Source organism: Pseudomonas batumici (assembly GCF_036585405.1).
GTDB lineage: Bacteria > Pseudomonadota > Gammaproteobacteria > Pseudomonadales > Pseudomonadaceae > Aquipseudomonas > Aquipseudomonas batumici.
Genome location: NZ_CP144470.1, coordinates 4,685,237 through 4,707,364, shown reverse-complemented (window position 1 = coordinate 4,707,364; position 22,128 = coordinate 4,685,237). Strand labels below are relative to the sequence as shown.

The 22,128-nt window shown below is 62.8% G+C and carries 21 protein-coding genes and 1 pseudogene; 10 read left to right on the top strand and 12 right to left on the bottom strand.

Annotation, left to right across the window (positions count from 1 at the left end; translation table 11 throughout):
- Nucleotides 1-109 precede the first annotated feature (109 nt).
- From glyA to NUH87_RS21445, 5 genes are all read left to right on the top strand, one after another.
- Nucleotides 110-1,363 carry a serine hydroxymethyltransferase gene (gene glyA, locus NUH87_RS21465; protein WP_040071100.1) on the top strand — a complete coding sequence of 418 codons (1,254 nt, stop codon included), beginning with the start codon at nucleotides 110-112 and terminating at the stop codon, nucleotides 1,361-1,363.
- 283 nt (nucleotides 1,364-1,646) lie between these two features.
- Nucleotides 1,647-2,960: a C4-dicarboxylate transporter DctA gene (locus tag NUH87_RS21460; RefSeq protein WP_338522592.1), complete on the top strand. Its 1,314-nt coding sequence runs from the start codon at nucleotides 1,647-1,649 to the stop codon at nucleotides 2,958-2,960.
- Nucleotides 2,961-3,058: 98 nt separating this feature from the next.
- Complete coding sequence (locus NUH87_RS21455) at nucleotides 3,059-3,772, top strand: FadR/GntR family transcriptional regulator (protein ID WP_040071218.1); 714 nt, start codon at nucleotides 3,059-3,061, stop codon at nucleotides 3,770-3,772.
- 25 nt (nucleotides 3,773-3,797) lie between these two features.
- A complete protein-coding gene (locus tag NUH87_RS21450; RefSeq protein ID WP_338522591.1) occupies nucleotides 3,798-4,466 on the top strand; it encodes a GntR family transcriptional regulator in 669 nt (222 codons plus the stop codon).
- A 121-nt stretch (nucleotides 4,467-4,587) separates the two neighbouring features.
- Entirely contained in the window at nucleotides 4,588-4,827 is a 240-nt protein-coding gene (locus NUH87_RS21445) for a hypothetical protein (protein ID WP_338522590.1), read from the top strand.
- A gap of 16 nt (nucleotides 4,828-4,843) precedes the next feature.
- Here the strand turns inward: NUH87_RS21445 and yjiA are convergent, their stop codons facing one another.
- The 3 genes from yjiA to NUH87_RS21430 all read right to left on the bottom strand — a co-directional run bounded on the left by yjiA (nucleotide 4,844) and on the right by NUH87_RS21430 (nucleotide 8,167).
- Nucleotides 4,844-5,821 carry a GTPase gene (yjiA, locus tag NUH87_RS21440; RefSeq protein ID WP_338522589.1) on the bottom strand — a complete coding sequence of 326 codons (978 nt, stop codon included), beginning with the start codon at nucleotides 5,819-5,821 and terminating at the stop codon, nucleotides 4,844-4,846.
- A 66-nt stretch (nucleotides 5,822-5,887) separates the two neighbouring features.
- Nucleotides 5,888-6,085, bottom strand: a complete 198-nt coding sequence (locus tag NUH87_RS21435; protein ID WP_040071105.1) for a YbdD/YjiX family protein — start codon at nucleotides 6,083-6,085, stop codon at nucleotides 5,888-5,890.
- Nucleotides 6,086-6,100: 15 nt separating this feature from the next.
- The gene (locus NUH87_RS21430) at nucleotides 6,101-8,167 is read right to left on the bottom strand and encodes a carbon starvation CstA family protein (RefSeq protein ID WP_338522588.1); all 2,067 of its coding nucleotides are present in this window, start codon (nucleotides 8,165-8,167) and stop codon (nucleotides 6,101-6,103) included.
- A 255-nt stretch (nucleotides 8,168-8,422) separates the two neighbouring features.
- Between NUH87_RS21430 and NUH87_RS21425 the strand changes: the two genes are divergently transcribed.
- A complete protein-coding gene (locus tag NUH87_RS21425) occupies nucleotides 8,423-8,791 on the top strand; it encodes a PilZ domain-containing protein (RefSeq protein ID WP_040071107.1) in 369 nt (122 codons plus the stop codon).
- 89 nt (nucleotides 8,792-8,880) lie between these two features.
- Here the strand turns inward: NUH87_RS21425 and NUH87_RS21420 are convergent, their stop codons facing one another.
- From NUH87_RS21420 to katB, 4 genes are all read right to left on the bottom strand, one after another.
- Nucleotides 8,881-9,609: a hypothetical protein gene (locus tag NUH87_RS21420; protein WP_338522587.1), complete on the bottom strand. Its 729-nt coding sequence runs from the start codon at nucleotides 9,607-9,609 to the stop codon at nucleotides 8,881-8,883.
- Between the two features lie 45 nt (nucleotides 9,610-9,654).
- Nucleotides 9,655-11,025: a DNA repair protein RadA gene (radA, locus tag NUH87_RS21415; protein ID WP_338522586.1), complete on the bottom strand. Its 1,371-nt coding sequence runs from the start codon at nucleotides 11,023-11,025 to the stop codon at nucleotides 9,655-9,657.
- Between the two features lie 45 nt (nucleotides 11,026-11,070).
- Nucleotides 11,071-11,622, bottom strand: a complete 552-nt coding sequence (locus NUH87_RS21410) for an ankyrin repeat domain-containing protein (protein WP_338522585.1) — start codon at nucleotides 11,620-11,622, stop codon at nucleotides 11,071-11,073.
- Nucleotides 11,623-11,806: 184 nt separating this feature from the next.
- Nucleotides 11,807-13,348 (bottom strand): catalase KatB, encoded by a 1,542-nt coding sequence (gene katB / locus NUH87_RS21405; RefSeq protein WP_338522584.1) that lies wholly within the window; start codon nucleotides 13,346-13,348, stop codon nucleotides 11,807-11,809.
- A 285-nt stretch (nucleotides 13,349-13,633) separates the two neighbouring features.
- Between katB and mscL the strand changes: the two genes are divergently transcribed.
- Nucleotides 13,634-14,047 carry a large-conductance mechanosensitive channel protein MscL gene (gene mscL / locus NUH87_RS21400; RefSeq protein ID WP_040071112.1) on the top strand — a complete coding sequence of 138 codons (414 nt, stop codon included), beginning with the start codon at nucleotides 13,634-13,636 and terminating at the stop codon, nucleotides 14,045-14,047.
- A 21-nt stretch (nucleotides 14,048-14,068) separates the two neighbouring features.
- Here the strand turns inward: mscL and NUH87_RS21395 are convergent.
- A pseudogene (locus tag NUH87_RS21395) lies at nucleotides 14,069-14,844 on the bottom strand (ferredoxin--NADP reductase).
- 419 nt (nucleotides 14,845-15,263) lie between these two features.
- Here NUH87_RS21395 and NUH87_RS21390 point away from each other — a divergent pair.
- Both NUH87_RS21390 and NUH87_RS21385 read left to right on the top strand, forming a co-directional pair.
- Complete coding sequence (locus NUH87_RS21390) at nucleotides 15,264-15,977, top strand: autoinducer binding domain-containing protein (RefSeq protein ID WP_040071114.1); 714 nt, start codon at nucleotides 15,264-15,266, stop codon at nucleotides 15,975-15,977.
- Nucleotides 15,978-16,122: 145 nt separating this feature from the next.
- Nucleotides 16,123-17,247, top strand: a complete 1,125-nt coding sequence (locus NUH87_RS21385; RefSeq protein ID WP_338522583.1) for a methyltransferase — start codon at nucleotides 16,123-16,125, stop codon at nucleotides 17,245-17,247.
- A 21-nt stretch (nucleotides 17,248-17,268) separates the two neighbouring features.
- On the opposite strand, the gene NUH87_RS21380 is transcribed toward NUH87_RS21385, so the two are convergent.
- From NUH87_RS21380 to NUH87_RS21370, 3 genes are all read right to left on the bottom strand, one after another.
- A complete protein-coding gene (locus tag NUH87_RS21380) occupies nucleotides 17,269-17,436 on the bottom strand; it encodes a DUF2474 domain-containing protein (RefSeq protein WP_084615147.1) in 168 nt (55 codons plus the stop codon).
- Nucleotides 17,437-17,525: 89 nt separating this feature from the next.
- Nucleotides 17,526-18,533, bottom strand: coding sequence for a cytochrome d ubiquinol oxidase subunit II (cydB, locus tag NUH87_RS21375; protein ID WP_040071116.1), 1,008 nt, complete (start codon nucleotides 18,531-18,533; stop codon nucleotides 17,526-17,528).
- Nucleotides 18,534-18,536: 3 nt separating this feature from the next.
- The gene (locus NUH87_RS21370; protein ID WP_338522582.1) at nucleotides 18,537-19,970 is read right to left on the bottom strand and encodes a cytochrome ubiquinol oxidase subunit I; all 1,434 of its coding nucleotides are present in this window, start codon (nucleotides 19,968-19,970) and stop codon (nucleotides 18,537-18,539) included.
- 211 nt (nucleotides 19,971-20,181) lie between these two features.
- Between NUH87_RS21370 and NUH87_RS21365 the strand changes: the two genes are divergently transcribed.
- On the top strand, nucleotides 20,182-21,444 hold the full coding sequence (locus tag NUH87_RS21365) for an MFS transporter (RefSeq protein WP_338522581.1): 1,263 nt from the start codon (nucleotides 20,182-20,184) through the stop codon (nucleotides 21,442-21,444).
- Here the strand turns inward: NUH87_RS21365 and NUH87_RS21360 are convergent.
- Nucleotides 21,441-21,893 carry a DUF4879 domain-containing protein gene (locus NUH87_RS21360; protein WP_338522580.1) on the bottom strand — a complete coding sequence of 151 codons (453 nt, stop codon included), beginning with the start codon at nucleotides 21,891-21,893 and terminating at the stop codon, nucleotides 21,441-21,443. The two genes, NUH87_RS21365 and NUH87_RS21360, sit on opposite strands and share 4 nt — an antisense overlap.
- Between the last annotated feature and the right edge of the window lie 235 nt (nucleotides 21,894-22,128).

Sequence of the window (22,128 nt, the reverse complement as noted above, 5' to 3'; positions counted from 1 at the left end):
ACCCCAGGTGAATGCCGCTTATCTGCGACATGATGCCCTTTCATATGCCAGATAAAACCCATTGGGTTAGAATGCTTTCCTTTTCTGCCCCCGATCCTTGAGGACCGCCATGTTCAGCCGTGATTTGACTATTGCCAAGTACGACGCCGATCTCTTTGCCGCCATGGAGCAAGAAGCTCAGCGCCAGGAAGAGCACATCGAGCTGATCGCCTCGGAAAACTACACCAGCCCCGCGGTGATGGAAGCCCAGGGCTCGGTGCTGACCAACAAGTACGCCGAAGGCTACCCGGGCAAGCGCTACTACGGCGGTTGCGAATACGTCGACGTGGTTGAGCAGTTGGCCATCGACCGTGCCAAGGAACTGTTCGGCGCCGATTACGCCAACGTCCAGCCGCACGCCGGCTCCCAGGCCAACGCCGCGGTCTACCTGGCCCTGCTGTCGGCTGGCGATACCATCCTGGGCATGAGCCTGGCCCACGGCGGTCACCTGACCCACGGTGCCAGCGTGTCCTCCTCCGGCAAGCTGTACAACGCCGTGCAGTACGGCATCGACGCCAACGGCCTGATCGACTACGACGAAGTCGAGCGCCTGGCGGTCGAGCACAAGCCGAAAATGATCGTGGCCGGTTTCTCCGCCTACTCGCAGTTCCTGGATTTCCCGCGCTTCCGCGCCATCGCCGACAAGGTCGGTGCCTACCTGTTCGTCGACATGGCTCACGTGGCCGGTCTGGTCGCCGCCGGCGTCTACCCGAACCCGGTGCCGTTCGCCGACGTGGTCACCACCACCACCCACAAGACCCTGCGCGGTCCACGTGGCGGCCTGATCCTGGCCCGTGCCAACGCCGAAATCGAGAAGAAGCTGAACTCCGCCGTCTTCCCGGGCGCCCAGGGTGGCCCGCTGGAGCACGTGATCGCGGCCAAGGCGATCTGCTTCAAGGAAGCGCTGCAGCCTGAGTTCAAGGCGTACCAGCAACAAGTGGTGAAGAACGCCCAGGCCATGGCCGAAGTGTTCATCCAGCGCGGTTTCGACGTGGTCTCCGGCGGTACCCAGAACCACCTGTTCCTGCTCTCGCTGATCAAGCAGGACATCTCCGGTAAAGACGCCGACGCCGCACTGGGCAAGGCCTTCATCACCGTGAACAAGAACTCGGTGCCAAACGACCCACGCTCGCCGTTCGTCACCTCCGGCCTGCGTTTCGGTACCCCGGCCGTCACCACCCGTGGCTTCAAGGAAACCGAATGCCGCGAACTGGCCGGCTGGATCTGCGACATCCTGGCTGACCTGAACAACGAAGCGGTGATCGACGCCGTTCGTGCGAAGGTCAAGGCCATCTGCGCCAAGCTGCCGGTCTACGGCGCTTAATCAGCCCGCACCCCGCCGCAGCACAAGAGCCCGGTCAGCAATGACCGGGCTTTTTTTCGCCTGGAGAAACCCCGTCACAAGCCTTGAGCCAAAGCCTTCACGGCCGGTGAAGTCAACCAACTGGTCAGACCGGTCCAACCAATTTGGCGAAAAACCCCTTGTGATCCCGGAAAAACCGGGCGTAGACTGAGCCTGCACTGGACATACCGGTAAGACCACAACAATTAAGTTCCAAGTCTGCGGCCCCGGCCCGGATAACGGAACACCGACCAGGATCCTCGTCATGCTCAGATGGTGCTCGCGTTCGATATTCCTTCAGGTTGTCCTTGGACTGGTGCTCGGCATCATCTGCGGACTCACCCTTCCCGAATTTTCCGTCCAACTCAAACCCCTGGGCGACGGCTTCATCAAACTGATCAAGATGCTCATCGGACTGATCGTCTTCTGCGTGGTGGTCAGCGGCATCTCCGGTGCCGGCGACCTGAAGAAAGTCGGACGGATCGGCCTCAAATCGGTGATCTACTTCGAAATCCTGACCACCATCGCCCTGCTGATCGGGTTGATCCTGGCCTTCTCCACCGGCGTCGGCAGCGGCGCCAATATTCATCTGGAGCAACTGTCCAAGGCGGCCATGGGTGATCTCGCCGACCGCGGCCAACATCTGCGCGGGGCCTCGCAGTTCCTGATGGACCTGATTCCCAACTCGGTGATCGGCGCCTTTGCCGACAACAACATCCTCCAGGTGCTGCTGTTCTCCGTGCTGTTCGGTAGCGCCCTGAACCTGGTGGGCGAGTCCGCGTCGGGCATCTCCCGGCTGATCAATGAGCTCAGCCACGTGATCTTCCGCATCATGGGCATGATCGTGCACCTGGCGCCGCTCGGGGTGTTCGGTGCCATCGCCTTCACCACCAGCACCTACGGCCTGGAGTCGCTGCGCCAGCTGGGCAGCCTGGTGGCGCTGTTCTACGTGACCTGCCTGACCTTCGTGCTGGTGATCCTGGGCCTGGTGATGCGCCTGTCCGGCCTGCGGATCCTGCCCTTGCTCAAATACCTGCGCGAAGACCTGCTGATCGTGCTGGGCACCGCTTCCTCGGATGCCGTCCTGCCGCAAGTGATGCGCAAGCTCGAACACCTGGGCATCGGCAGCTCGACGGTCGGCCTGGTGATCCCAACGGGCTACTCGTTCAACCTGGACGGCTTCTCGATCTACCTGACCCTGGCCATCGTCTTTATCGCCAACGCCACCGGTACACCGCTGGCGCTGACCGACCTGCTGACCATCCTGCTGGTGTCGCTGATCACCTCCAAGGGCGCCCACGGCATTCCCGGTTCGGCCCTGGTGATCCTGGCCGCCACCCTGACCGCCATCCCGGCGATCCCGGTGGTCGGGCTGGTACTGGTGCTGGCGGTCGACTGGTTCATGGGCATCGGCCGGGCCATGACCAACCTGATCGGCAACTGCGTGGCGACCGTCGCCATCGCCCGCTGGGAAAAAGACATCGATGTCCAGCGAGCCCAAAAAGTCCTCGATGGCCAGCAAGGTTATACCTTTCAACCGAGAAAGCCGGTGGCACCGGCTCATCAGCAGGAGTTCTGATGGGATACGCCCAGGGACGGGCACTTGTACCGACCCGGGCCCGCGAAATCCTCGCCGGCCCCGGGTCGTGGCCTGACCGTTTCAACAGGGAGCAAACCGTGATTACCTCGTCAACCGTCGTCAACTCAGTGGTAGAAAAACTCAGGGCAGCCCTGGCCCGGGGCCAGTGGCGCTCCGGCGAGATGCTGCCGGGCCAGCGTGAACTGGCAGAACAACTGGGCATCAGCCGCCCCAGCCTGCGCGAAGCGGTGACCGTCCTGGAAACCCTCGGCCTGGTGCGCTCGATGCCGGGCAAAGGGGTGGTGGTGCTCGACGCCGCACCCAGCGAAACCGCCGCCACCCACAGCGGCGTGGCCGACGCCAGCCTCGAAGATGTGCTGCAACTGCGCTACACCCTGGAGCCGTTTATCGTCGGGCTGGTGGCACAGTCCATCAGCAGCACGGAGGTCGGCCAGTTGCGCCTGACCTTGATGGACATGCGTGAAGCCCTGGAGTCCAACGACAGCGAAGCCGGGATGAACGCCTACATCGCCTTCCATGAAGAGCTGTTCGCCCTGACCTCCAATCCGATTTTCCAGAACGTGGTGCAGCAGACCAGCAATGCCCTCAAGCAGAGCGCCGAGGTCCTGCGCAACTCACCGCAGCACCTGGCCGAACGCCTGCAGGAAAATGAAGCCGTGGTGCGCGCCATCCGCGACAAGAACAGTGCGCTGGCCAGCGCGCAAATGCGTCGGCACATCCTCCAGGAGGGCCTGCGCATGGGCATCGAACTGACGATCCCGGACGACCATCTGGGCAGTACCGAGCAATAACCCACCCGCCAAGGGGAGACCGGATATGAACAGCGTTGCGACACCCCTGCCCTTCACCGCCCGGCATGCTTTCGCGCAGCCCCTGGGCCCGGCCTGCTGCGCCGAGACGCTCTATGCCCAGGTGTTCGAAGACATTCTCGAGCGCCAGTTTGCCGACGGCTTGAGCGAAGACGCCTTGATTCGGGCCTATGGCGCGGGCCGCAGCCAGGTACGCCGGGTGATGACCCGCCTGGCGCGACAACAGGTCATTGTCACCCGCCCGAACCAGAGGGCCCGGGTTGCCGAACCGGATGCCGAACAGATCCGCCAGACCCTGCAAGCCCGGCGACTGGCCGAAACCAGCGTTATCCCGCTGGCCTGTGCCAGGGCCGCCGGCCTGACGTTCGAACCGCTACGCGCGCTGGTCGCCCGGGAGCGCCAGAGCACTGAAGGTGGCCGGCGGAGCACCGCGACCAGACTGGGTGGCGAATTTCACCTGGAGTTGGCCAGGATGGCCGGCAATGCGCCCCTTGCGAACTTTCTCGGCGCACTGGTGCCCTTGACCGGATTGGCCCTGGCGCAACATTCGACGCGCCTCGAGGATTGGCGGGCCCGTGAGGCCATCGTCAATGCCCTGGAGAACGGCAATGCCAGGGCGGCCATCGAGCGGATGAGCGATTATCTGGATCGGCTTGCCATCATGCTGTTCTGTTAAGGAAACATCAGGTTCCACGCACAAGAACGGAAACGCCTTTCTGTCACCGGCGGCTTTTGCCAATACTGCCATCGACGCGCAAAGAACATGCTGATACCTCATTCAAAACGAGGTTTCAGCCATGATCAAAGCCATTATCCGAGGCGTCACCCTGGCCGTGTTCGGCATCCTGTCCTGCACGGCCGTACACGCACAAACAACCACGGATACCGAGTACCACTGCGTTGCCCTCACCCCTTCGCCCCAAGCACCGCAAGGCGTCGAAGTCGCCTACGAAAAAATGCTTGCCGCCACGGCGCAGGCAGCCGAAGTGAAAATGGCCCGCAAGTATCTCCAGGCTGGAACGGTTCGCTGCTTCTAAAACCGCAGGCTTGCCATCAGCCCGCTGCCATTCGGGTAAATCCCTCGCGGATCTTCTCTTCCGGTAGCTCGTCGGCAATGAACACCATCACGCTCTCCCGTGCCGTGCCTTCTTCCCACTCGCTGTCCCAGTCGAAACCGTACAACTTGAGTACGCCCTGGAACACCATGCGGCGCGGCTCTCCCGCGATGTTCAGCACGCCCTTGTAGCGCAGCAACTGTTTGCCGTGCTCTTCCAGCAGCTCATTCATGAACTCGCTGAGCTTGTCGATATCCAGCGGCTGATCGGTACGCAGCACCAGGCTGGAAATGCGGTCAATGGACGGCGCCTTGCCGACGGGGCGCAAACTCAAGCCGCCCCCCAGGTCGGCATTGAGGTTGAAGCCACGCACATCCAGCAGTTCCGCCAGATCGATGGCGCCGTGCTCGACGATGCGGATCGGCGCCCGGCGGTTGATCCGGGTCAGTCGCTCGCTCAGCGCGGTAAAGCTCGCCTCATCCACCAGGTCACGCTTGCTCACCAGCAGCCGGTCGGCAAAACCGATCTGCGCCTGGGCGATGGTCTGGGTCAGGTGCTGCTCGGCATGGGCGGCGTCCACCAGGGTGATGATGCCGTCGAGGAGGTAACGCTCGCGCAACTCCTCGTCGATGAAAAAGGTCTGCGCCACAGGGGCCGGGTCGGCCAGTCCGGTGCACTCGATCACCAACCGGTCGAAGGCGATTTCACCGCTGTCCAGGCGCTCCAGCAGCAGGTACAGGGCCTTGGTCAGGTCGGTGTGGATGGTGCAGCAGACGCAGCCGTTGGACAGGGTCATCACCTGCACCGGCTCGGCGCCGAGCAGTTGGGTGTCGATCCCCGCATCGCTGAATTCGTTCTCGATCACGGCGATTTTCAGGCCGTGCTCGGCCTTGAGCAAATGGCGCAACAGCGTGGTCTTGCCGGCGCCGAGAAAGCCACTGAGGACAGTGACGGGAATAGGTAGCAGTTCGCTCACAGGTTTTCCTTCCGACAAAAATGCACGCGCCACGACTAGGCGTGGCGCGTGATTGCTACAGGGGACTCAACAGCACTTCGGTCCGCCCTTGCCGCCATAACGGGCTTCCTGGCGTTCCCGGAAGAACGCCTCGTACGTCATGACCGGCTTGTCCGGGTGCTTGGTCTGCATATGCTCGACGTAGGTGTCGTAGTCGGGCATGCCGACCATCAGGCGCGCAGCCTGACCGAGGTATTTACCGAGACGACTCAGGTCGTTGAACATGTCCGCATTCCTCTCTTACGCTTCAGGCACGGCCTGGAACGGGGTTTCCTTGTCGGTGCGTTGCTTGTTGCCCCAAGCCGAGACACCGACCTTGATCGCATAGAACAGCACACTGAAGACCACGAACAGGAACAGCGCCGTCAGCGCCGCGTTGGTATAGGCGTTGAAGATCACGTGCTGCATCTGGTCGATGTCCTTGGCCGGGGCAATCACCTGCCCGGCGTCCAACGCTACGCTGTATTTCTTCGCCAGGGAAAGGAAACCGATGGCCGGGTTGGCGTCGAACAGCTTGATGAAGCCGGCGGTGGTGGTACAGATCAGCAACCAGGCGGCCGGCAGCAAGGTGACCCAGATGTAGCGCTCGCGTTTCATCTTGATCAGCACGACGGTGCCGAGCATCAGCGCGATACCGGCGAGCATCTGGTTGGAGATGCCGAACAGCGGCCACAAGGTGTTGATGCCGCCCAGCGGGTCGATCACGCCCTGGTACAGCAGGTAACCCCACATCGCCACGCAACCGGCGGTGGCGATCAGGTTGGCGGTCCAGGATTCGGTACGCTTGAGCGCCGGCACGAAGGAACCGAGCAGGTCCTGCAGCATGAAACGCCCGGCACGGGTACCGGCGTCCACGGCGGTCAGGATGAACAGCGCTTCGAACAGGATCGCGAAGTGGTACCAGAACGCCATGGTGTTTTCACCGGGCAGGACCTGGTGGAGGATCTGCGCGATACCGACCGCCAGGGTCGGCGCACCGCCGGCACGGGCCAGCACGGTGGTTTCGCCGATGTCCTTGGCCACTGCCTGCAGGGCGTCCGGGGTGATCGCAAAGCCCCAACTGCTGACGGTCTGCGCCACCGCCATTGCATCAGCGCCGACCGCGGCGGCCGGGCTGTTCATGGCGAAGTACACACCTGGCTCGATCACCGAGGCGGCGACCATCGCCATGATGGCCACGAAGGACTCCATCAGCATGCCGCCGTAGCCGATGTAGCGGGCGTTGGTCTCCTTGTCCAGCAGCTTGGGTGTGGTCCCGGACGCGATCAGCGCATGGAAACCGGACACCGCGCCGCAGGCGATGGTGATGAACAGGAACGGGAACAGGCCGCCTTTCCAGACCGGGCCGGTGCCGTCGACGAACTGGGTCAGCGCCGGCATTTTCAGCACGGGCATGGTGATCAGGATGCCGATCGCCAGGGCGATGATGGTGCCGATCTTGAGGAAGGTCGACAGGTAGTCACGCGGTGCCAGGATCAGCCACACCGGCAACACCGCGGCGACAAAGCCGTAACCGACCAGCATCCAGGTGATCTGCACGCCGTTGAAACTGAAGGCCTTGGCCCACACCGGATCCGCGGCGATCTGCCCGCCCAGCCAGATCGAACCGAGCAGCAGGAGCACGCCGACAATGGAAATTTCACCGATGCGGCCCGGGCGGATGTAGCGCATGTAGACGCCCATGAGCATCGCGATCGGGATGGTCGCCATCACCGTGAAAATGCCCCATGGGCTCTCGGCCAGGGCCTTGACCACGATCAGCGCCAACACGGCGAGGATGATGATCATGATCAGGAAGCAGCCGAACAGGGCGATGGTTCCCGGGATTCGGCCCATTTCCTCGCGGACCATGTCGCCCAGGGAGCGACCGTTGCGACGGGTGGAGAGGAACAGGACGATGAAGTCCTGCACCGCACCGGCCAGCACCACGCCAGCGATCAGCCACAGGGTGCCGGGCAGGTAGCCCATCTGCGCCGCCAGCACCGGCCCGACCAGCGGCCCCGCGCCGGCGATGGCGGCGAAGTGGTGACCGAAAAGAATGTGTTTGTTGGTCGGCACATAGTCCAGACCGTCGTTGTTGAGCACCGCCGGCGTGGCCCGATTGGCATCGAGCTGCATGACACTGTTGGCGATGAACAGACTGTAGTAACGGTAGGCAACCAGATAGATCGCCACAGCGGCGACCACGATCCACAAGGCGTTGATCGCCTCGCCGCGGCGCAGGGCCACGACGCCCAGGGCGCACGCTCCAACGATCGCCAGCAGCAGCCAGGGTAGGTGGCGTAGCGGGCTATTATTATTTTTCATTTTTATATTCCAGCCAGGGAGGACAAGAAGGACATCACTTTGAGTTTAGCGCCTACAGGGCCAAAGGCCATACCTGACAGGGGTCTGGAACGGCTTTTTATTGCCCTCACCCGCTGGAGGCCGCGGTCGGCGCTGGCCGTCGACGATAGCGCGGGGCATGGGAAACAAGTGCGGTATCCGGGTATCCATCGCGAGCAAGCTCGCTCCTACCGGCTGTGACGACTATAGTCAGGGGATCCGAAAAGGAGCCACGTCATGAGCGACCCGAATTCCAATCGCCGCAAATTCAAACGCATCGACTTCGACGCCGACACCACCCTCAGCCAGGGCTCCACCGTCTGGTCGGCGCATCTGATCGACCTGTCGCTCAAGGGGCTGCTGCTGCAACGGCCCGGCAATTGGGACGACAGCAACGAAGGCATCTTCCGCATCGACATTCGCCTGGCGGCGAACGCCCACGTCGAAATGGATGCCGAACTGGTGCACCGGGAAAAAGACCATCTGGGCTTCAAATGCCTGCACATCGGCCTGGAGTCGATCCAGCACCTGCGGCGTCTGATCGAGCTGAACCTTGCCGACTCGGCGGAGCTTGAGCGCGAACTGGGCGCGCTGATCGAGCTATAACCCCCCCTGCCCCCCTGTAGGAGCCAGCTTGCTGGCGATGCGCTGGTGAATACACCCTCGCAATCACCGGCAAGCCCGCTTCTGAAAGATCAGGGAAACGCAGAGCGCTGGGGAAAATCGTTCTCGCTGTCCCAATACCCCGCCTCTTGCCGCGACGACAGTTGCCAGGCGCCATCCTGGAAGCGATAGGTCCGGTACGTGGTCACAAACTCTTCATCCTCGTCCCCCGGTGCCGATGAAACCTGCTGGATCTGCGCCACACCGTCCGCCGTCGGCGCGCCGATCTGCCAGGCCGCCTTGCCGGTCTGGGCCAGGAACAGCGCTTCGCTCTTGCCCTCCGGCGTGCGATAGACCGTGGTATTGAGTTTGCCCGCGGACGGCATCAGCACCTGGGTGGCCGGCCCGCTGTAGCTGCCCATGGGCGCGGTCTCGTCGATGGTCAGGAAAAACGCCGGGGCCGGCATGCCCGTCAGCGGCGCCTTCTCGACGCTGGCCAGCGGATAGCCAAGGCTCTTGTCTTCCAGCGCCTCGCCGGAGGCCGCCAGCAAGCGCACCTGGGCCTCGACGAACGGCGTGCGCTCGACATCCGCCGCGAGCACCTCGTCCTCGAGATTTTCCGGATCCGCGCCGCTGCCCCACAAGGCGCGATGCAGGTCTGGCGTAATCCGCGCGTCCTCCAGGACCTCCAGCACCTGGCCGTCATCGATCGGCAGTTGCTGGGCCACGCGATACCCGGCGGGCAGCTGCGCCGCCGCCATCGCCCACCCGCACCACGCGGCCATTCCCAACCCCAGCACGGCAGAGCCGATACCTTTCATCCCTTGACTCCCTTCATTTGAGTGGATGTATTCGTGAAGCGATCACTATGATTCGAACAATGCATCCAGCGCCTGCTCCAACCGCGTCACCGCGATGATCACCAGCCCCGGCGGTGCTTCTTTCGGCGCATTGCCCTTGGGCACGATGGCCCGTTTGAAACCGTGCTTGGCCGCCTCCTTGAGGCGCTCCTGGCCGCTGGGCACCGGTCGCACTTCCCCGGACAAGCCGACCTCGCCGAACACCAGCAGGTCATGGGGCAAGGGCCGGTTGCGCAGGCTGGACATGATCGCCGCCAGCAACGCCAGGTCCGAGGCGGTTTCCAGGACTTTCACCCCACCCACGACGTTGAGGAACACATCCTGGTCGTGGGTCGGAATCCCGCCATGGCGGTGCAGGACCGCCAGCAGCATCGCCAGGCGATTCGGGTCGAGCCCGAGGGTGACCCGGCGCGGGTTGGACAGGTGGCTGTCGTCCACCAGGGCCTGCACCTCCACCAGCATCGGCCGGGTGCCTTCCCAGGTGGCCATGACCACGCTGCCCGGCACTTCTTCCTGGGCCCGGGTGAGGAAAATCGCCGAGGGATTGGAGACTTCCTTCAAGCCGCGGTCGGTCATGCCGAACACGCCCAGCTCATTGATCGCCCCGAAACGGTTCTTCACCGCGCGCAACAGGCGCAGGCGACCATCGGACTCGCCCTCGAAATACAACACAGTGTCGACCATATGCTCGAGCACCCGCGGGCCGGCCAGGGCGCCCTCCTTGGTCACATGACCGACCAGGAAGATCGCCGTGCCGCTCTGTTTCGCATAGCGCACCAGCAACGCCGCGCTCTCGCGCACCTGGGACACGCCGCCCGGCGCCGATTGCAGTTGTTCGGTGAAGATGGTCTGGATCGAGTCGATCACCATGACCTTGGGCTTTTCCACCCGGGCGGTGGCAATGATGGTTTCGATGCAGGTCTCGGTCATCACCCGCAGTTGGTCCTGGGGCAGGCCCAGGCGCCGGGCGCGCATGGCGACCTGCTGTTGCGATTCTTCGCCGGTGACATAGAGCGCCGGCATGCGCGCGGCGATGTTGCACAGGGTCTGCAGGAGAATGGTCGACTTGCCGATGCCCGGATCGCCACCGATCAGCACCACCGAGCCGTCCACCAGGCCACCGCCGAGCACCCGGTCGAGTTCCCCGGAGGCGGTAGGAAAACGCGGAATTTCCTCGACGCTGACTTCGGCCAGGGTCTTGATCTGCGCCTGTTGCCCGGCCCAGCCGGTGCGACCGCCGGGCGCCGAAGCCCCGCCGCTTTCCACCAGGGTTTCGGTCAGGGTGTTCCAGGCCCCGCACTCGCCGCACTGCCCGGCCCACTTGGGAAAGGTCGCGCCGCACTCGGTGCAGCCGTACATGCGCTTGGCCTTGGCCATCTGAACCCCCACGCAAAACCGCGATGATAGCTCAGCTGGCGCCGATCAGCGCGGCGCCGGTGTACGGATTTCGCCAGCGGCCAGGCGTGTGGCGCTGTTGCCCAGGGGATCTTCGGTGTCGAGGTTGGCGCCCTTGGCGGCCAGTTCGTCGAGCAGGCCGAGGCGCTTGAACAGCCCGGCGTACATGGCCGCCGTCTGGCCGGCGCCGTTGCGTTGGTCCGGGTTGCAGTCGGTGGCGAGCAGGCGCCGGGCGATGCTCACTTCCCCCTTGAAGATCGCGCCCATCAAGGCGGTGTTGCCACGTTTGTCCTGGACGCAGGCATTCGCCCCGGCCGCCAGCAGGCGTTCGACCGCCGGACCCTGGCCATGATAGGCGGCCAGGATCAGTGCGGTGTAACCCTGGGCGTCCTGGGTATCGAGGCTGTAGCCGGCGTCGATGAAGGTGTTGAGCATTTCGACATCACCGCGGCGGGCGGCATCGAAATAGTAATCCTTGAGCTGCGCCTGGAGCGCGGCCGGGTCGGTGGGAACAGGGGATTCCTGGGCTGAAGCCGCAAAGGTACAGGCCAGTAAAAGCAGGAAAGCATAGGTACGCATGGTGATGCTCCTACAGCGTTCGCGCCGCCGCAATGACGGCTCGACACAGTTCGCTGTGGGAGCCGGCTAGCCAGCGATGAGGCCCTTGAGCCTTGCAGCGCTCATCCGGACGCCATCGCCAGCAAGCCGGCTCCTACAGGTTCCGTTGTGTTTTCAAGACCCAGTCAGTCCTGATTGGCGAACGTCAATCCGACAGCTTCGCCGCCAACGCCTTGACCCGCGCCAGATCGCCCTTGGCGACCTTGGCCACCCCCGCGCCGTACTCCGGGTCAGCCTTGTAGAGATACGACAGCATGATGTGCTTGCTCTCGTCGTCGGTGTCCGCCAGGGAACCGCCGAAGTTCTCGATCAGGTCCTGCTTTTCCTTCTGGCTGTAGGAGCGATACAGGTCACCGGCCTGCTTGAAGTTCTGCTCGCGCTGGATCTTCGCCTGCTGGGTGTTGCCCGCCAGGGCCAACTGGCTGTAGCGGGCCGCCGCCGGCTCTTCGCGGGGCAACAGGCGGCTGGGCTGGTAGTTCACCCCAGTGCTGCTGTGACCGCTGTTCATCGCGCCATCCTGGTTGCCGTTGTTGACCGCGATTTTCGCCGCGTTGATCGGCAATTGCAGGGCATTCGGCCCCAGGCGATACATCTGGGTGTCGGCATAGGCGAAGACCCGACCCTGCAACAGGCGGTCCTCGGACGGCTCGATCCCCGGCACCAGGTTGGCCGGGGCCATGGCCACCTGCTCGGTCTCCTGGAAGACATTGACCGGGTTGCGATCCAGGACCATCTGCCCGACCTTGCGTTCAGGCACGCCCGGCCAGATCTTGGTGGCATCCAGCGGATCGAAGTCGAACTTGCCCAGCTCCTGTGGCGTCAGAACCTGAATATAGAGGTCCCACTTCGGAAAGTTGCCCTTGTTGATATGCGCCACCAGATCGTTTGTCATATGGCTGTAATCTTTGCCCTGCACTTCGACGACCGATTTTGGATCCAAGTTTCGAATCCCTTGCAAACTCTTCCAATGGAACTTGACGTAGTGCACTTCGCCCTTGGCATTAATCAATTTATAAGCATGCACGCCATTGCCATCCATTTCCCGGTAACTGGCCGGCGTACCGGAGTCCGAATACAACTCGGTCAGGGTGCGGGTGGCTTCGGGCACATGGGAGAAGAAGTCGAAGCGACGTGAGTCGTTGTCGAGGTTGGTCCGCGGATCCGGCTTGAAGGCGTGCACCATGTCCGGGAACTTGATGGCATCGCGAATGAAGAAAGTCGGGAAGTTGTTGCCCACCAGGTCCCAGTTACCGTCGCTGGTGTAGAACTTGGTGGCGAACCCGCGAGGATCGCGCAGGGTCTCGGGCGAGTGGTTACCGTGGACCACCGCCGAAAAACGCACGAACACCGGGGTGGCGGTGCCGGCGGCAAACACCTTGGCCTTGGTCAGGTCGCTGAGGTCATCGGTGACGGTAAAGGTGCCGTGGGCACCGGTGCCGCGCGCATGCACGACACGCTCCGGGATGCGCTCGCGGTCGAAGCGCTGGAGTTTCTGGATCAGTTGCACGTCCTGCAGCAACACCGGTCCGCCAGCTCCCGCGGTCTGCGAATTCTGGTTGTCGCCGACGGCGGCACCGTTGTCCCGGGTCAGGGTAGCGGCCTGGACGGACAGGGATAGCAGGCTGGCGCTCAAGACGCACAGCACACGCCGTGAAGAAACGATCCCAAGGGCTGGAATGATGTTCATGTCGGACTCCTCTGTTTTTTGTAAAGCGCATTCCAATGCGCTGAGCAGAGGCTAGTGACTGATGCGTCATTTTCTAAATAGAAAAGCCTGAAGAGGTCGATTGAGAAAATAGACGGGCCATTCTCCGGCAAGACGGGTATTTCGCGCGATTAGTGGCACTTTGCAAACTTTTTGTCACATACCCGGTCGATTACAGCAGGCGCAGTCTGCCCCGCGCGTAAGGCAAGATGCTCGCGGCTCAATTACACTGCGCTCACTCCACTCATCTGTAACAAGGAATAACCTATGAGCGTGCTCAGTGAGTTCAAGGCCTTCGCGGTCAAGGGCAATGTGGTCGACATGGCCGTCGGTATCATCATCGGTGCCGCCTTCGGCAAGATCGTTTCGTCGTTTGTCGGCGATGTGGTGATGCCACCGGTGGGACTGCTCATCGGCGGGGTGGACTTCAGTGCCCTGGCCATCACCTTGAAAGCCGCCGACGGCAATGTGCCTGCCGTCGTATTGGCCTATGGCAAGTTCATTCAGACCTGCATCGACTTCGTGATCGTGGCCTTCGCCATTTTCATGGGGGTCAAAGCCATCAACCGGCTCAAGCGCGAAGAGGCGGTAGCCCCTAGCCTGCCACCGGTCCCCACCAAGGAAGAGGAACTGCTGGGCGAGATCCGTGACCTGCTCAAGGCACAGTCAAACAAGCCCTGACACCAGCAGCGCGGTGTTGCCCTACCAATAGTTCTCCACCGCCACCTGCCCGGGGCGGCGGCTCAGGCTCAGATGCAGGTTCCGTTGCTTGAGCACCGCCCGCGTGTCGTCGATCATCTGCGGGTTGCCGCAGATCATCACCCGCGAATGCTCGGGGTCAGCGCCACCCCCGCCACGCGCTCCAGTTCGCCGCTTTCGATCAAGTGGGTAATTCGCCCGCTCAGCATCCCCGGGCACTGTTCGCGGGTAACCGTTGGAATGAACCGCAGCTTGTGGGCGTACTCGGCCAGGTAGTCCCGTTCGCCCAGGCCGGCGATCAGTTCCCGATAAGCCAGCTCGACCGCCTGACGGGCGCTGTAGACGAGGATGATCCGCTCAAAGCGCTCCCATGCCTCGAAATCCTGCAGGATCGACAGGAACGGCGCCACACCGGTACCGGTGGCCAGTAACCAGAGGTCACGTCCGCCGACAAAGCGGTCCAGGGTCAGGTAGCCGAACGCCTGTCGATCCACCAGCAGGCTGTCCCCCTCACGCAAGCGACTCAACTCGCTGGTGAATTCGCCACCGGGTACTACGATGGAAAAGAACTCGAGGAACTCGTCGTAGGGCGAGGACACCATCGAATAAGCCCGCCACACGACTCCGCCATCGGCCTTGGCCACCCCAAGGCGGGCGAACTGGCCGGCACGAAAACGAAAGCCGGTATCACGACCGGCACGCAAGGTGAACAGGCTTGGCGTCAAGGTCTGGACATCGAGCAGGGCCTGGCGGGTGAACTTCTCGGCGCTGGCGGTCATGGCGCTCTCCGTGAGGTAATGCACCTCAGTGTCGCGCAAAGGGCGCGGGACAAACACCTAGACTTTGTAGTGATATAGCCCCTTCAAAAAACTTATACATTCTTACATCGCCTGTATACACCACACTGAAAACAACACATTACACACAATATCCAACTCCATATTTAACAAGCATTCACAAACAGACATTTCCACAGCGCCATAAAAGATCACGCCCCTGTCGGCATGCGCCATCAGAAGACACGCCTAACCGATAGCAAAACGCCCTCAATTAGCATGCGACGCGCGATAACTGCGGTTTTTTAAAGTCGATAAAAATATCGTCGAGAGGCCGAAAAATATCAGCCTTCGATGCAGAATTTTCCTACACTACCTCCGTCACCTTCGACAGTTACACGCAATCACGGAAGGGCACTTCAATGGAGAACTGGCAGGATAATCAACTGCACCAGCTCATGAGTGAAAAAGAAGAACAGGCAATCTTCAATGCAGTTTTCAATCTGGCCGTGCAAATTGGCTTCACCTACGCGTCATTCAGCATAACCACCCTACTCGGAAGCCATCAGACGAACAGCACAAGCTTCAACAACTACCCCAACGAATGGAACAGATGCTATCAACGCAACAACTACCAAACGATCGACCCGTTGCTTTTCCACTGTCATCGCTCGGTATTCCCGATCCTCTGGTCCCCGGAGGTCTTTCAATCCGCTCCGACACTCTGGAGAGACATGCAAGACCATGGGTTGAGACAAGGATGCTCACAGTCCGTCCATGACGTACGCGGTATCGTCAGTACCTTGAGCCTGGCTCGCCATTCGGTGCCGATTACCACCGATGAGTTCTACAGCAAGGCCGGGCAAGTCCTCTGGCTGTGCAACTGGCTGCATTCGGCACTGGCGGACAAGCTGCTACCGGCGCCACGGCCGGATAACTGCTACCCGCTGTCGCCGCGCGAGGCCGAGATCATGAAGTGGACCGCGGAAGGCAAGACCGCCTCCGAAATCGCCGGCATCCTCCACCTGACCACGCGCACCGTGGGCTTTCACATGAGCACCATCATGAGGAAGTTCGGGGTCAACAACAAAGCTTCCGCCGTCTTGTGTGCCGCCAAATCAGGCTTGCTTTTCTGAACCAGCACGGAGCGACACGGCAGAGGGATCTGCCATCAGAAGAACAGGCAATCTGCGACAAACCCACGTAAAATCCCTCGATCTCCGATTCCCGCTTGTCCTGTCCCCACCCGCGACAGGCAACATCGACGCTCCTGAGCCCTCCATGCCCCTGCTAGAAAGCCCGTTTGCCCAACTCGACCTGATCCGCCAGCCCGAACAACAGAACGAGCCCCTGCAAGCCTTCGATGCCGCGGATGAGTACCTGCTCGCACACCTGGCGCAGCAAGGCGTATCGGCCGAGACCCGGGTGCTGGTGCTCAACGACAGCTTCGGGGCCCTGGCCGGCAGCCTGAGCGGGCATGTGCGGGTGACCAGCAGCGGCGACTCGTTCCTCGGCGCCCTGGCGCTGGAAAAGAACCTGGCCCGCAACGGCCAGGCCTTCGACGCGGTGCGGCACGTCCCCGCCAGCGAAGCCTGGGACGGGCCGTTCGACCGGGTGTTGATCCGGGTCCCGAAAACCCTCGCCTTGCTGGAGGAACAACTGATTCGCCTGCAAGGTCTTCTGGCGCCGGGTGCCCAGGTGATCGCCGGCGCCATGATCAAGCACCTGCCCAGGGCTGCCGGCGATCTGCTGGAGCGCTATATCGGCCCGGTGCAAGCCTCCCTGGCGGTGAAAAAGGCCCGCCTGCTGATCGCCACGCCCCAGGACCGGGAGCCGGCTGTATCGCCCTACCCGACACACTACCGGCTCGACGCGCCGGCCATCGAGCTGCTCAACCATGCCAACGTGTTCTGCCGTGAAGGCCTGGACATCGGCACCCGGGCGTTCCTGCCCCATCTGCCGGATAACCTGGGCAGCGCGCAGGTCGCGGACCTGGGGTGCGGCAACGGCGTCCTGGCCATCGCCAGTGCCCTGCGCAATCCCCAGGCCCACTACACGCTGGTGGACGAGTCGTTCATGGCCGTGCAGTCGGCGCGGGAAAACTGGCGGGCGGCGCTGGGTGAGCGCGAGGTGCTGATCCGGGCCGGCGACGGCCTCGCCGGGCAAGCGCCGCAATCACTGGACGTGGTGCTGTGCAACCCGCCCTTCCACCAGCAGCAGGTGGTCGGCGATTTCCTCGCCTGGCGGATGTTCCAGCAGGCGCGTGAAGCGCTGGTGGTGGGCGGTGCGCTGTACATCGTCGGCAACCGTCACCTGGGTTATCACAGCAAGCTGGCGCGGCTGTTCCGCGGTGTCGAACAAGTGGCGGCGACGCCCAAGTTCGTGATTCTCAAGGCACGTAAATAACCGCGGCCAACCCGATACAAGCTAGTGGGTGGTCAACCCGGCTGCATTCATGAACAGCCGCATCAGGCTGGCCACCACGAACAGCGCCAGCACGCTCCCCGTCCAGATGATCGCCAGCCAGCCGAGGCGTTGCCAGAGCGGTTTCTTTTCCGCCGCCTCGATCTCGTGCAAAGAAGGTTTGCCTGTCATGACCCCAGTCCTCGTCGTTCAAGCGCGATGGCGTTGCTGAACACGCCATCGCCAACCTGCCCGCCCCTGCGCGGAACGGGCGCGGCACACTAGTGATAACCGTCCTCGTGGGTCACCTTGCCGCGGAACACGTAGTAGCTCCAGAAGGTGTAACCCAGGATGAACGGAATGATGAACAAGGTGCCCACCAGCATGAAGCCCTGGCTCTGCGGCGGCGCGGCGGCGTCCCAGATCGAGATGGACGGCGGCACGATATGCGGCCACAAGCTGATGCCCAAGCCGCTGTAGCCAAGGAAAATCAACGCCAGGGTCAGCAGGAACGGCGTGTAGTGGGCATTGCGCGCCACCGCCCGCAGCAAACCGTACAGCGTCACCAGCACCAGGATCGGCACCGGCAGGAACCAGAACAGGTTCGGCAGGGTGAACCAGCGCGCGGCGATCTCGGCGTGGGTCAGCGGCGTCCAGATACTGACCACCCCGATCACCGCCAGCACCACATACGCCAGGGGCCGCGCCAGGTCGTGCATCTGCTCCTGCAACTTGCCCTCGGTCTTCATGATCAGCCAGGTGCAGCCGAGCAAGGCATAGGCCACCACCAGCGCCACGCCACAGAACATCGTGAAGGGGGTCAGCCAGTCCAGCGAACCGCCGGCGAACTGGCGGTCGACCACCGGGATACCATCGATGAAAGCCCCCAGCGCCACGCCCTGGAAGAAGGTCGCGGTCAGCGAGCCGCCGATGAAGGCCTTGTCCCAGATATGCCGCTTGTGTTCCTTGGCCTTGAAGCGGAACTCGAAGGCCACGCCCCGGAAGATCAGGCCGACCAGCATCAGGATCAACGGCAGGTAGAGCGCCGACAGCACCACCGAATAGGCCAGCGGAAACGCGCCGAACATGGCCGCGCCGCCGAGTACCAGCCAGGTCTCGTTGCCGTCCCAGACCGGCGCGACGGTGTTCATCATCACGTCGCGGTCGCGCTCGCCCTCGACGAAGGGGAAGAGAATGCCGATCCCCAGGTCGAAACCATCCATGACCACATACATCATGATGCCGAAGATGATGATCACGGCCCAGATCAGCGGAAGATCAATACCCATGACTCAGTTCCCCTTGTTCAGGCTGTGGGCGTCTTCGGCGCCGTCATCGGCGGCGGAGAGCGGACGGGCCGGCGTGCGTTTCTGGCCGGGGCCACCGTGGCTCGACTCAGCCCCTTCGTTGGTGATCGGGCCTTTGCGCACCAGGCGCATCATGTAGCCCAGGCCGGCACCGAACAGCGAGAAATAGACCACGACGAACAGCGCCAGGGTAATGCTCATTTGCACCAGCGTGTGCCCGGACGAAGCATCCGCCGTGCGCATCAGGCCGTAGACCACCCAGGGCTGGCGACCGATTTCCGTGGTGAACCAGCCGGCCAGGATCGCGACCAGGCCCGATGGCCCCATCCACAGCGCCAGGTGCAGGAACAGGCGGTTGCTGTAGAGGCGCTCACGCTTGCGCAGCCAAAGGCTCCACAGCCCGGTGAAGATCATCAGGAAACCGAGGCCGACCATGACCCGGAACGACCAGAACACGATGGTCGAATTCGGCCGGTCCTGCGCCGGGAACTCCTTGAGCGCCGGCACCTGCTTGTCCAGGCTGTGGGTCAGGATCAGGCTGCCCAGGTAGGGGATCTCCACGGCGAAGCGGGTCTTCTCTGCCTGCATGTCCGGCAGGCCGAAGAGGATCAACGGGGTCGCCTCGTTGCCGACATTTTCCCAGTGACCCTCGATGGCGGCGATCTTCGCCGGCTGGTGCTCGAGGGTGTTGAGGCCATGGAAGTCACCGATGACCGCCTGGATCGGCGCCACGATCAGCGCCATCCACATGGCCATCGAGAGCATGGTGCGGATCGCCGGATTATCGCGGCCGCGCAACAGGTGCCAGGCCGCCGACGCGCCGACGAAGAAGGCCGTCGCGACAAAGGCCGCCGTGGCCATGTGCATCAACCGAAAAGGGAAGGACGGGTTGAACACCACCGCCAGCCAGTCCACCGGGATCACCCGGCCATCGACGATTTCGTAGCCCTGGGGCGTCTGCATCCAGCTGTTGGAAGAGAGAATCCAGAAGGTCGAGACCAGCGTACCGATGGCCACCATCACCGTGGAGAAGAAATGCAGGCCGCGGCCGACGCGGTTCCAACCGAACAGCATGACGCCGAGGAAACCGGCTTCGAGGAAGAACGCGGTGAGCACTTCGTAGGTCAGCAGCGGCCCGGTGATCGCGCCGGCGAAGTCGGAGAAGCGGCTCCAGTTGGTCCCGAACTGATAGGCCATGACCAGCCCGGACACCACCCCCATGCCGAAGTTGACGGCAAAGATCTTCGACCAGAAGTGGTACAGATCGCGGTAGGTGTCGTTGTGCGTCTTCAGCCACAAGCCTTCGAGTACCGCCAGGTAACTCGCCAGGCCGATGGTGATCGCCGGGAACAGGATATGGAAGGAGATGGTGAATGCAAACTGGATTCGGGCGAGATCTAGCGCCTCCAAACCGAACATAATGCTTCCTCTGTCAGGTATTGATCCGGATCAATCAACGTTGAAAGAGTAGTCCCATTCCGACGAGCTGCCTGCGTGGTCTTTTGCCGCGTGACAGGTTGTCTCAGCTCAGATGCCCTTCTGATCCGCAAAAAAACCCGTGCGACTCAGCAACTTATTGTTACACCCAAATGATAACCTCTGCTTTTCCCTCGCCCCGACCGAGCCCGCGATGCCCGACACCACGCCGTTGCTGTTGCGCCACCACCGCCCTTTCCTGTCCTTCTGGCTGGCACGGATCTTTACCGCCAGCGGCTTCCAGATGCTCAGCGTGGCCATCGGCTGGAACCTCTACCAACTGACCGGCAATGTGCTGGACCTGGGCCTGGTGGGCCTGGTGCAGTTCGCCCCGCGGCTGCTGTTCATGCTGCACACCGGCCACGTCGCCGACCGCTACGACCGGCGCTGGGTCTCGGCGCTGTGTCAGGCGTTGCAGGCACTGATCGCCCTGAGCCTGGCCATCGGCGGCGCGACCGACCACGTGAGCCGGGAAATGATCTTTATCCTGGCATTCCTGCTGGGGGCCTCCCGCGCCTTCGAAATGCCCACCACCCAGGCGCTGCTGCCGTCCATCGTGCCGACCACGCTGTTCCCCCGCGCCGTGGCGGCGGCGCAGTCGGCCCAGCAACTGGCGACCATCGTCGCGCCGGCCGTCGGCGGTTTGCTCTATGCCCTGGGCAGCGTCTGGGTCTATGGCCCCACCGTGGCCCTGTATGTGATCGCCTGCCTGCTGATGCTCAACCTGCCGGCCCGGCAGACCGCCCTGAACAAGGGCAAGGCCACCCTCGACTCGCTGTTGGCGGGGATTCGCTTTATCCGTAGTCGCCCGGACATTCTCGGCGCCATTTCCCTGGACCTGTTCGCCGTACTGCTGGGCGGCGCCACGGCCTTGCTGCCGGTGTTCGCCAAGGACATCCTGCTGACCGGCGCCTGGGGCCTGGGCCTGTTGCGTTCGGCCCCGGCGGTGGGCGCACTGCTGATGTCGCTGTGGCTGGCGCGCTTCCCGGTGGAACGCAAGGTCGGGCGGACCATGTTCAGCGCCGTCGGCGTCTTCGGCGTGGCCACCATCGCCTTCGGCCTGTCGACCTCCTTCTGGTTCTCCCTGGCGGTGCTGATGGTGCTGGGCGCGGCGGACATGATCAGCATGGTGATCCGCGGATCCTTCGTGCAACTGGAGACCCCGGACGAGATGCGCGGCCGGGTCAGCGCCGTGAACGGGCTGTTCATCGGCGCCTCCAACCAACTGGGCGAGTTCGAGTCAGGGCTGACGGCCCACTGGTTCGGCACCGTGCCCGCCGTGGTGCTGGGCGGCATCGGTACCCTGGCGATCACCGGGACCTGGATGAAACTGTTTCCGACCCTGGCCCGGCGCGATCGCATGCACGAAGCCCCGCACCCGTCGGCGGAAGCGACCACGCCTGCCAAAGTCGCCTAGTGGGCAGCGATTTGAATTTCCGCGCCCATGGTCTGCACGGGCGCCGTCAGCGAGCGGTCGCCGACCACGAAGGTAGCGGTCTGCTGGTCATCCAGTTCAAACACATAGCTGAAGCTGTAACCCACCACCTTGCCGACGGTGCAAGGCACGAAAGGCCGGCGGAATTCGCAGAGTGAACTGCGCGTCGCGTATTGCAGCGGGGCGCCGTCCAGAAAAGCCATCGGTCCCCGGCCATAGCCCGACTCCACCACCGTCACGGTGATCGGCCCGCGATGGTTGCAGCGGGTTTGCTTGCGGCCGTCGGACACGTCCTCGGCACAGCCCTGGGACACGACCGTGTAGATAGCCACCCCGATCAGCGACTGAGCCGGGGCGGCCGACACGGCGCCCGCCATACTCGCCATCAGCAGGCCGCTGCCCAACGCCAGACTCTTCATTCGACTGCTCATATATCCCTCCGAAAGGAACGCGCAGTATGCCTCATGGGCCCGGCGGCGACAGCGATGCTCCGCGCGGGAACAACTTTTTTGCGCATGTCCTGGCATCTTGCTTGCAACGCGCAGCCAACCGGCACAAACCACTGGTATGATGCGCGGCTTTTTTCCACAGACAGAAGCTCATCAGGCCGCTAGAGTCTGTGCTTGGCTGTTTGGGGATCGATTCATTCACGGCGCCGAGTGCGCC

Coding starts and splice junctions, on each gene's coding strand:
- glyA (WP_040071100.1), top strand. CDS start 110: ATGTTCAGCCGTGATTTGACTATTGCCAAGTACGACGCCGATCTCTTT.
- NUH87_RS21460 (WP_338522592.1), top strand. CDS start 1,647: ATGCTCAGATGGTGCTCGCGTTCGATATTCCTTCAGGTTGTCCTTGGA.
- NUH87_RS21450 (WP_338522591.1), top strand. CDS start 3,798: ATGAACAGCGTTGCGACACCCCTGCCCTTCACCGCCCGGCATGCTTTC.
- NUH87_RS21445 (WP_338522590.1), top strand. CDS start 4,588: ATGATCAAAGCCATTATCCGAGGCGTCACCCTGGCCGTGTTCGGCATC.
- NUH87_RS21435 (WP_040071105.1), bottom strand. CDS start 6,085: ATGTTCAACGACCTGAGTCGTCTCGGTAAATACCTCGGTCAGGCTGCG.
- NUH87_RS21430 (WP_338522588.1), bottom strand. CDS start 8,167: ATGAAAAATAATAATAGCCCGCTACGCCACCTACCCTGGCTGCTGCTG.
- NUH87_RS21425 (WP_040071107.1), top strand. CDS start 8,423: ATGAGCGACCCGAATTCCAATCGCCGCAAATTCAAACGCATCGACTTC.
- NUH87_RS21420 (WP_338522587.1), bottom strand. CDS start 9,609: ATGAAAGGTATCGGCTCTGCCGTGCTGGGGTTGGGAATGGCCGCGTGG.
- radA (WP_338522586.1), bottom strand. CDS start 11,025: ATGGCCAAGGCCAAGCGCATGTACGGCTGCACCGAGTGCGGCGCGACC.
- NUH87_RS21410 (WP_338522585.1), bottom strand. CDS start 11,622: ATGCGTACCTATGCTTTCCTGCTTTTACTGGCCTGTACCTTTGCGGCT.
- katB (WP_338522584.1), bottom strand. CDS start 13,348: ATGAACATCATTCCAGCCCTTGGGATCGTTTCTTCACGGCGTGTGCTG.
- mscL (WP_040071112.1), top strand. CDS start 13,634: ATGAGCGTGCTCAGTGAGTTCAAGGCCTTCGCGGTCAAGGGCAATGTG.
- NUH87_RS21390 (WP_040071114.1), top strand. CDS start 15,264: ATGGAGAACTGGCAGGATAATCAACTGCACCAGCTCATGAGTGAAAAA.
- NUH87_RS21385 (WP_338522583.1), top strand. CDS start 16,123: ATGCCCCTGCTAGAAAGCCCGTTTGCCCAACTCGACCTGATCCGCCAG.
- NUH87_RS21380 (WP_084615147.1), bottom strand. CDS start 17,436: ATGACAGGCAAACCTTCTTTGCACGAGATCGAGGCGGCGGAAAAGAAA.
- cydB (WP_040071116.1), bottom strand. CDS start 18,533: ATGGGTATTGATCTTCCGCTGATCTGGGCCGTGATCATCATCTTCGGC.
- NUH87_RS21370 (WP_338522582.1), bottom strand. CDS start 19,970: ATGTTCGGTTTGGAGGCGCTAGATCTCGCCCGAATCCAGTTTGCATTC.
- NUH87_RS21365 (WP_338522581.1), top strand. CDS start 20,182: ATGCCCGACACCACGCCGTTGCTGTTGCGCCACCACCGCCCTTTCCTG.
- NUH87_RS21360 (WP_338522580.1), bottom strand. CDS start 21,893: ATGAGCAGTCGAATGAAGAGTCTGGCGTTGGGCAGCGGCCTGCTGATG.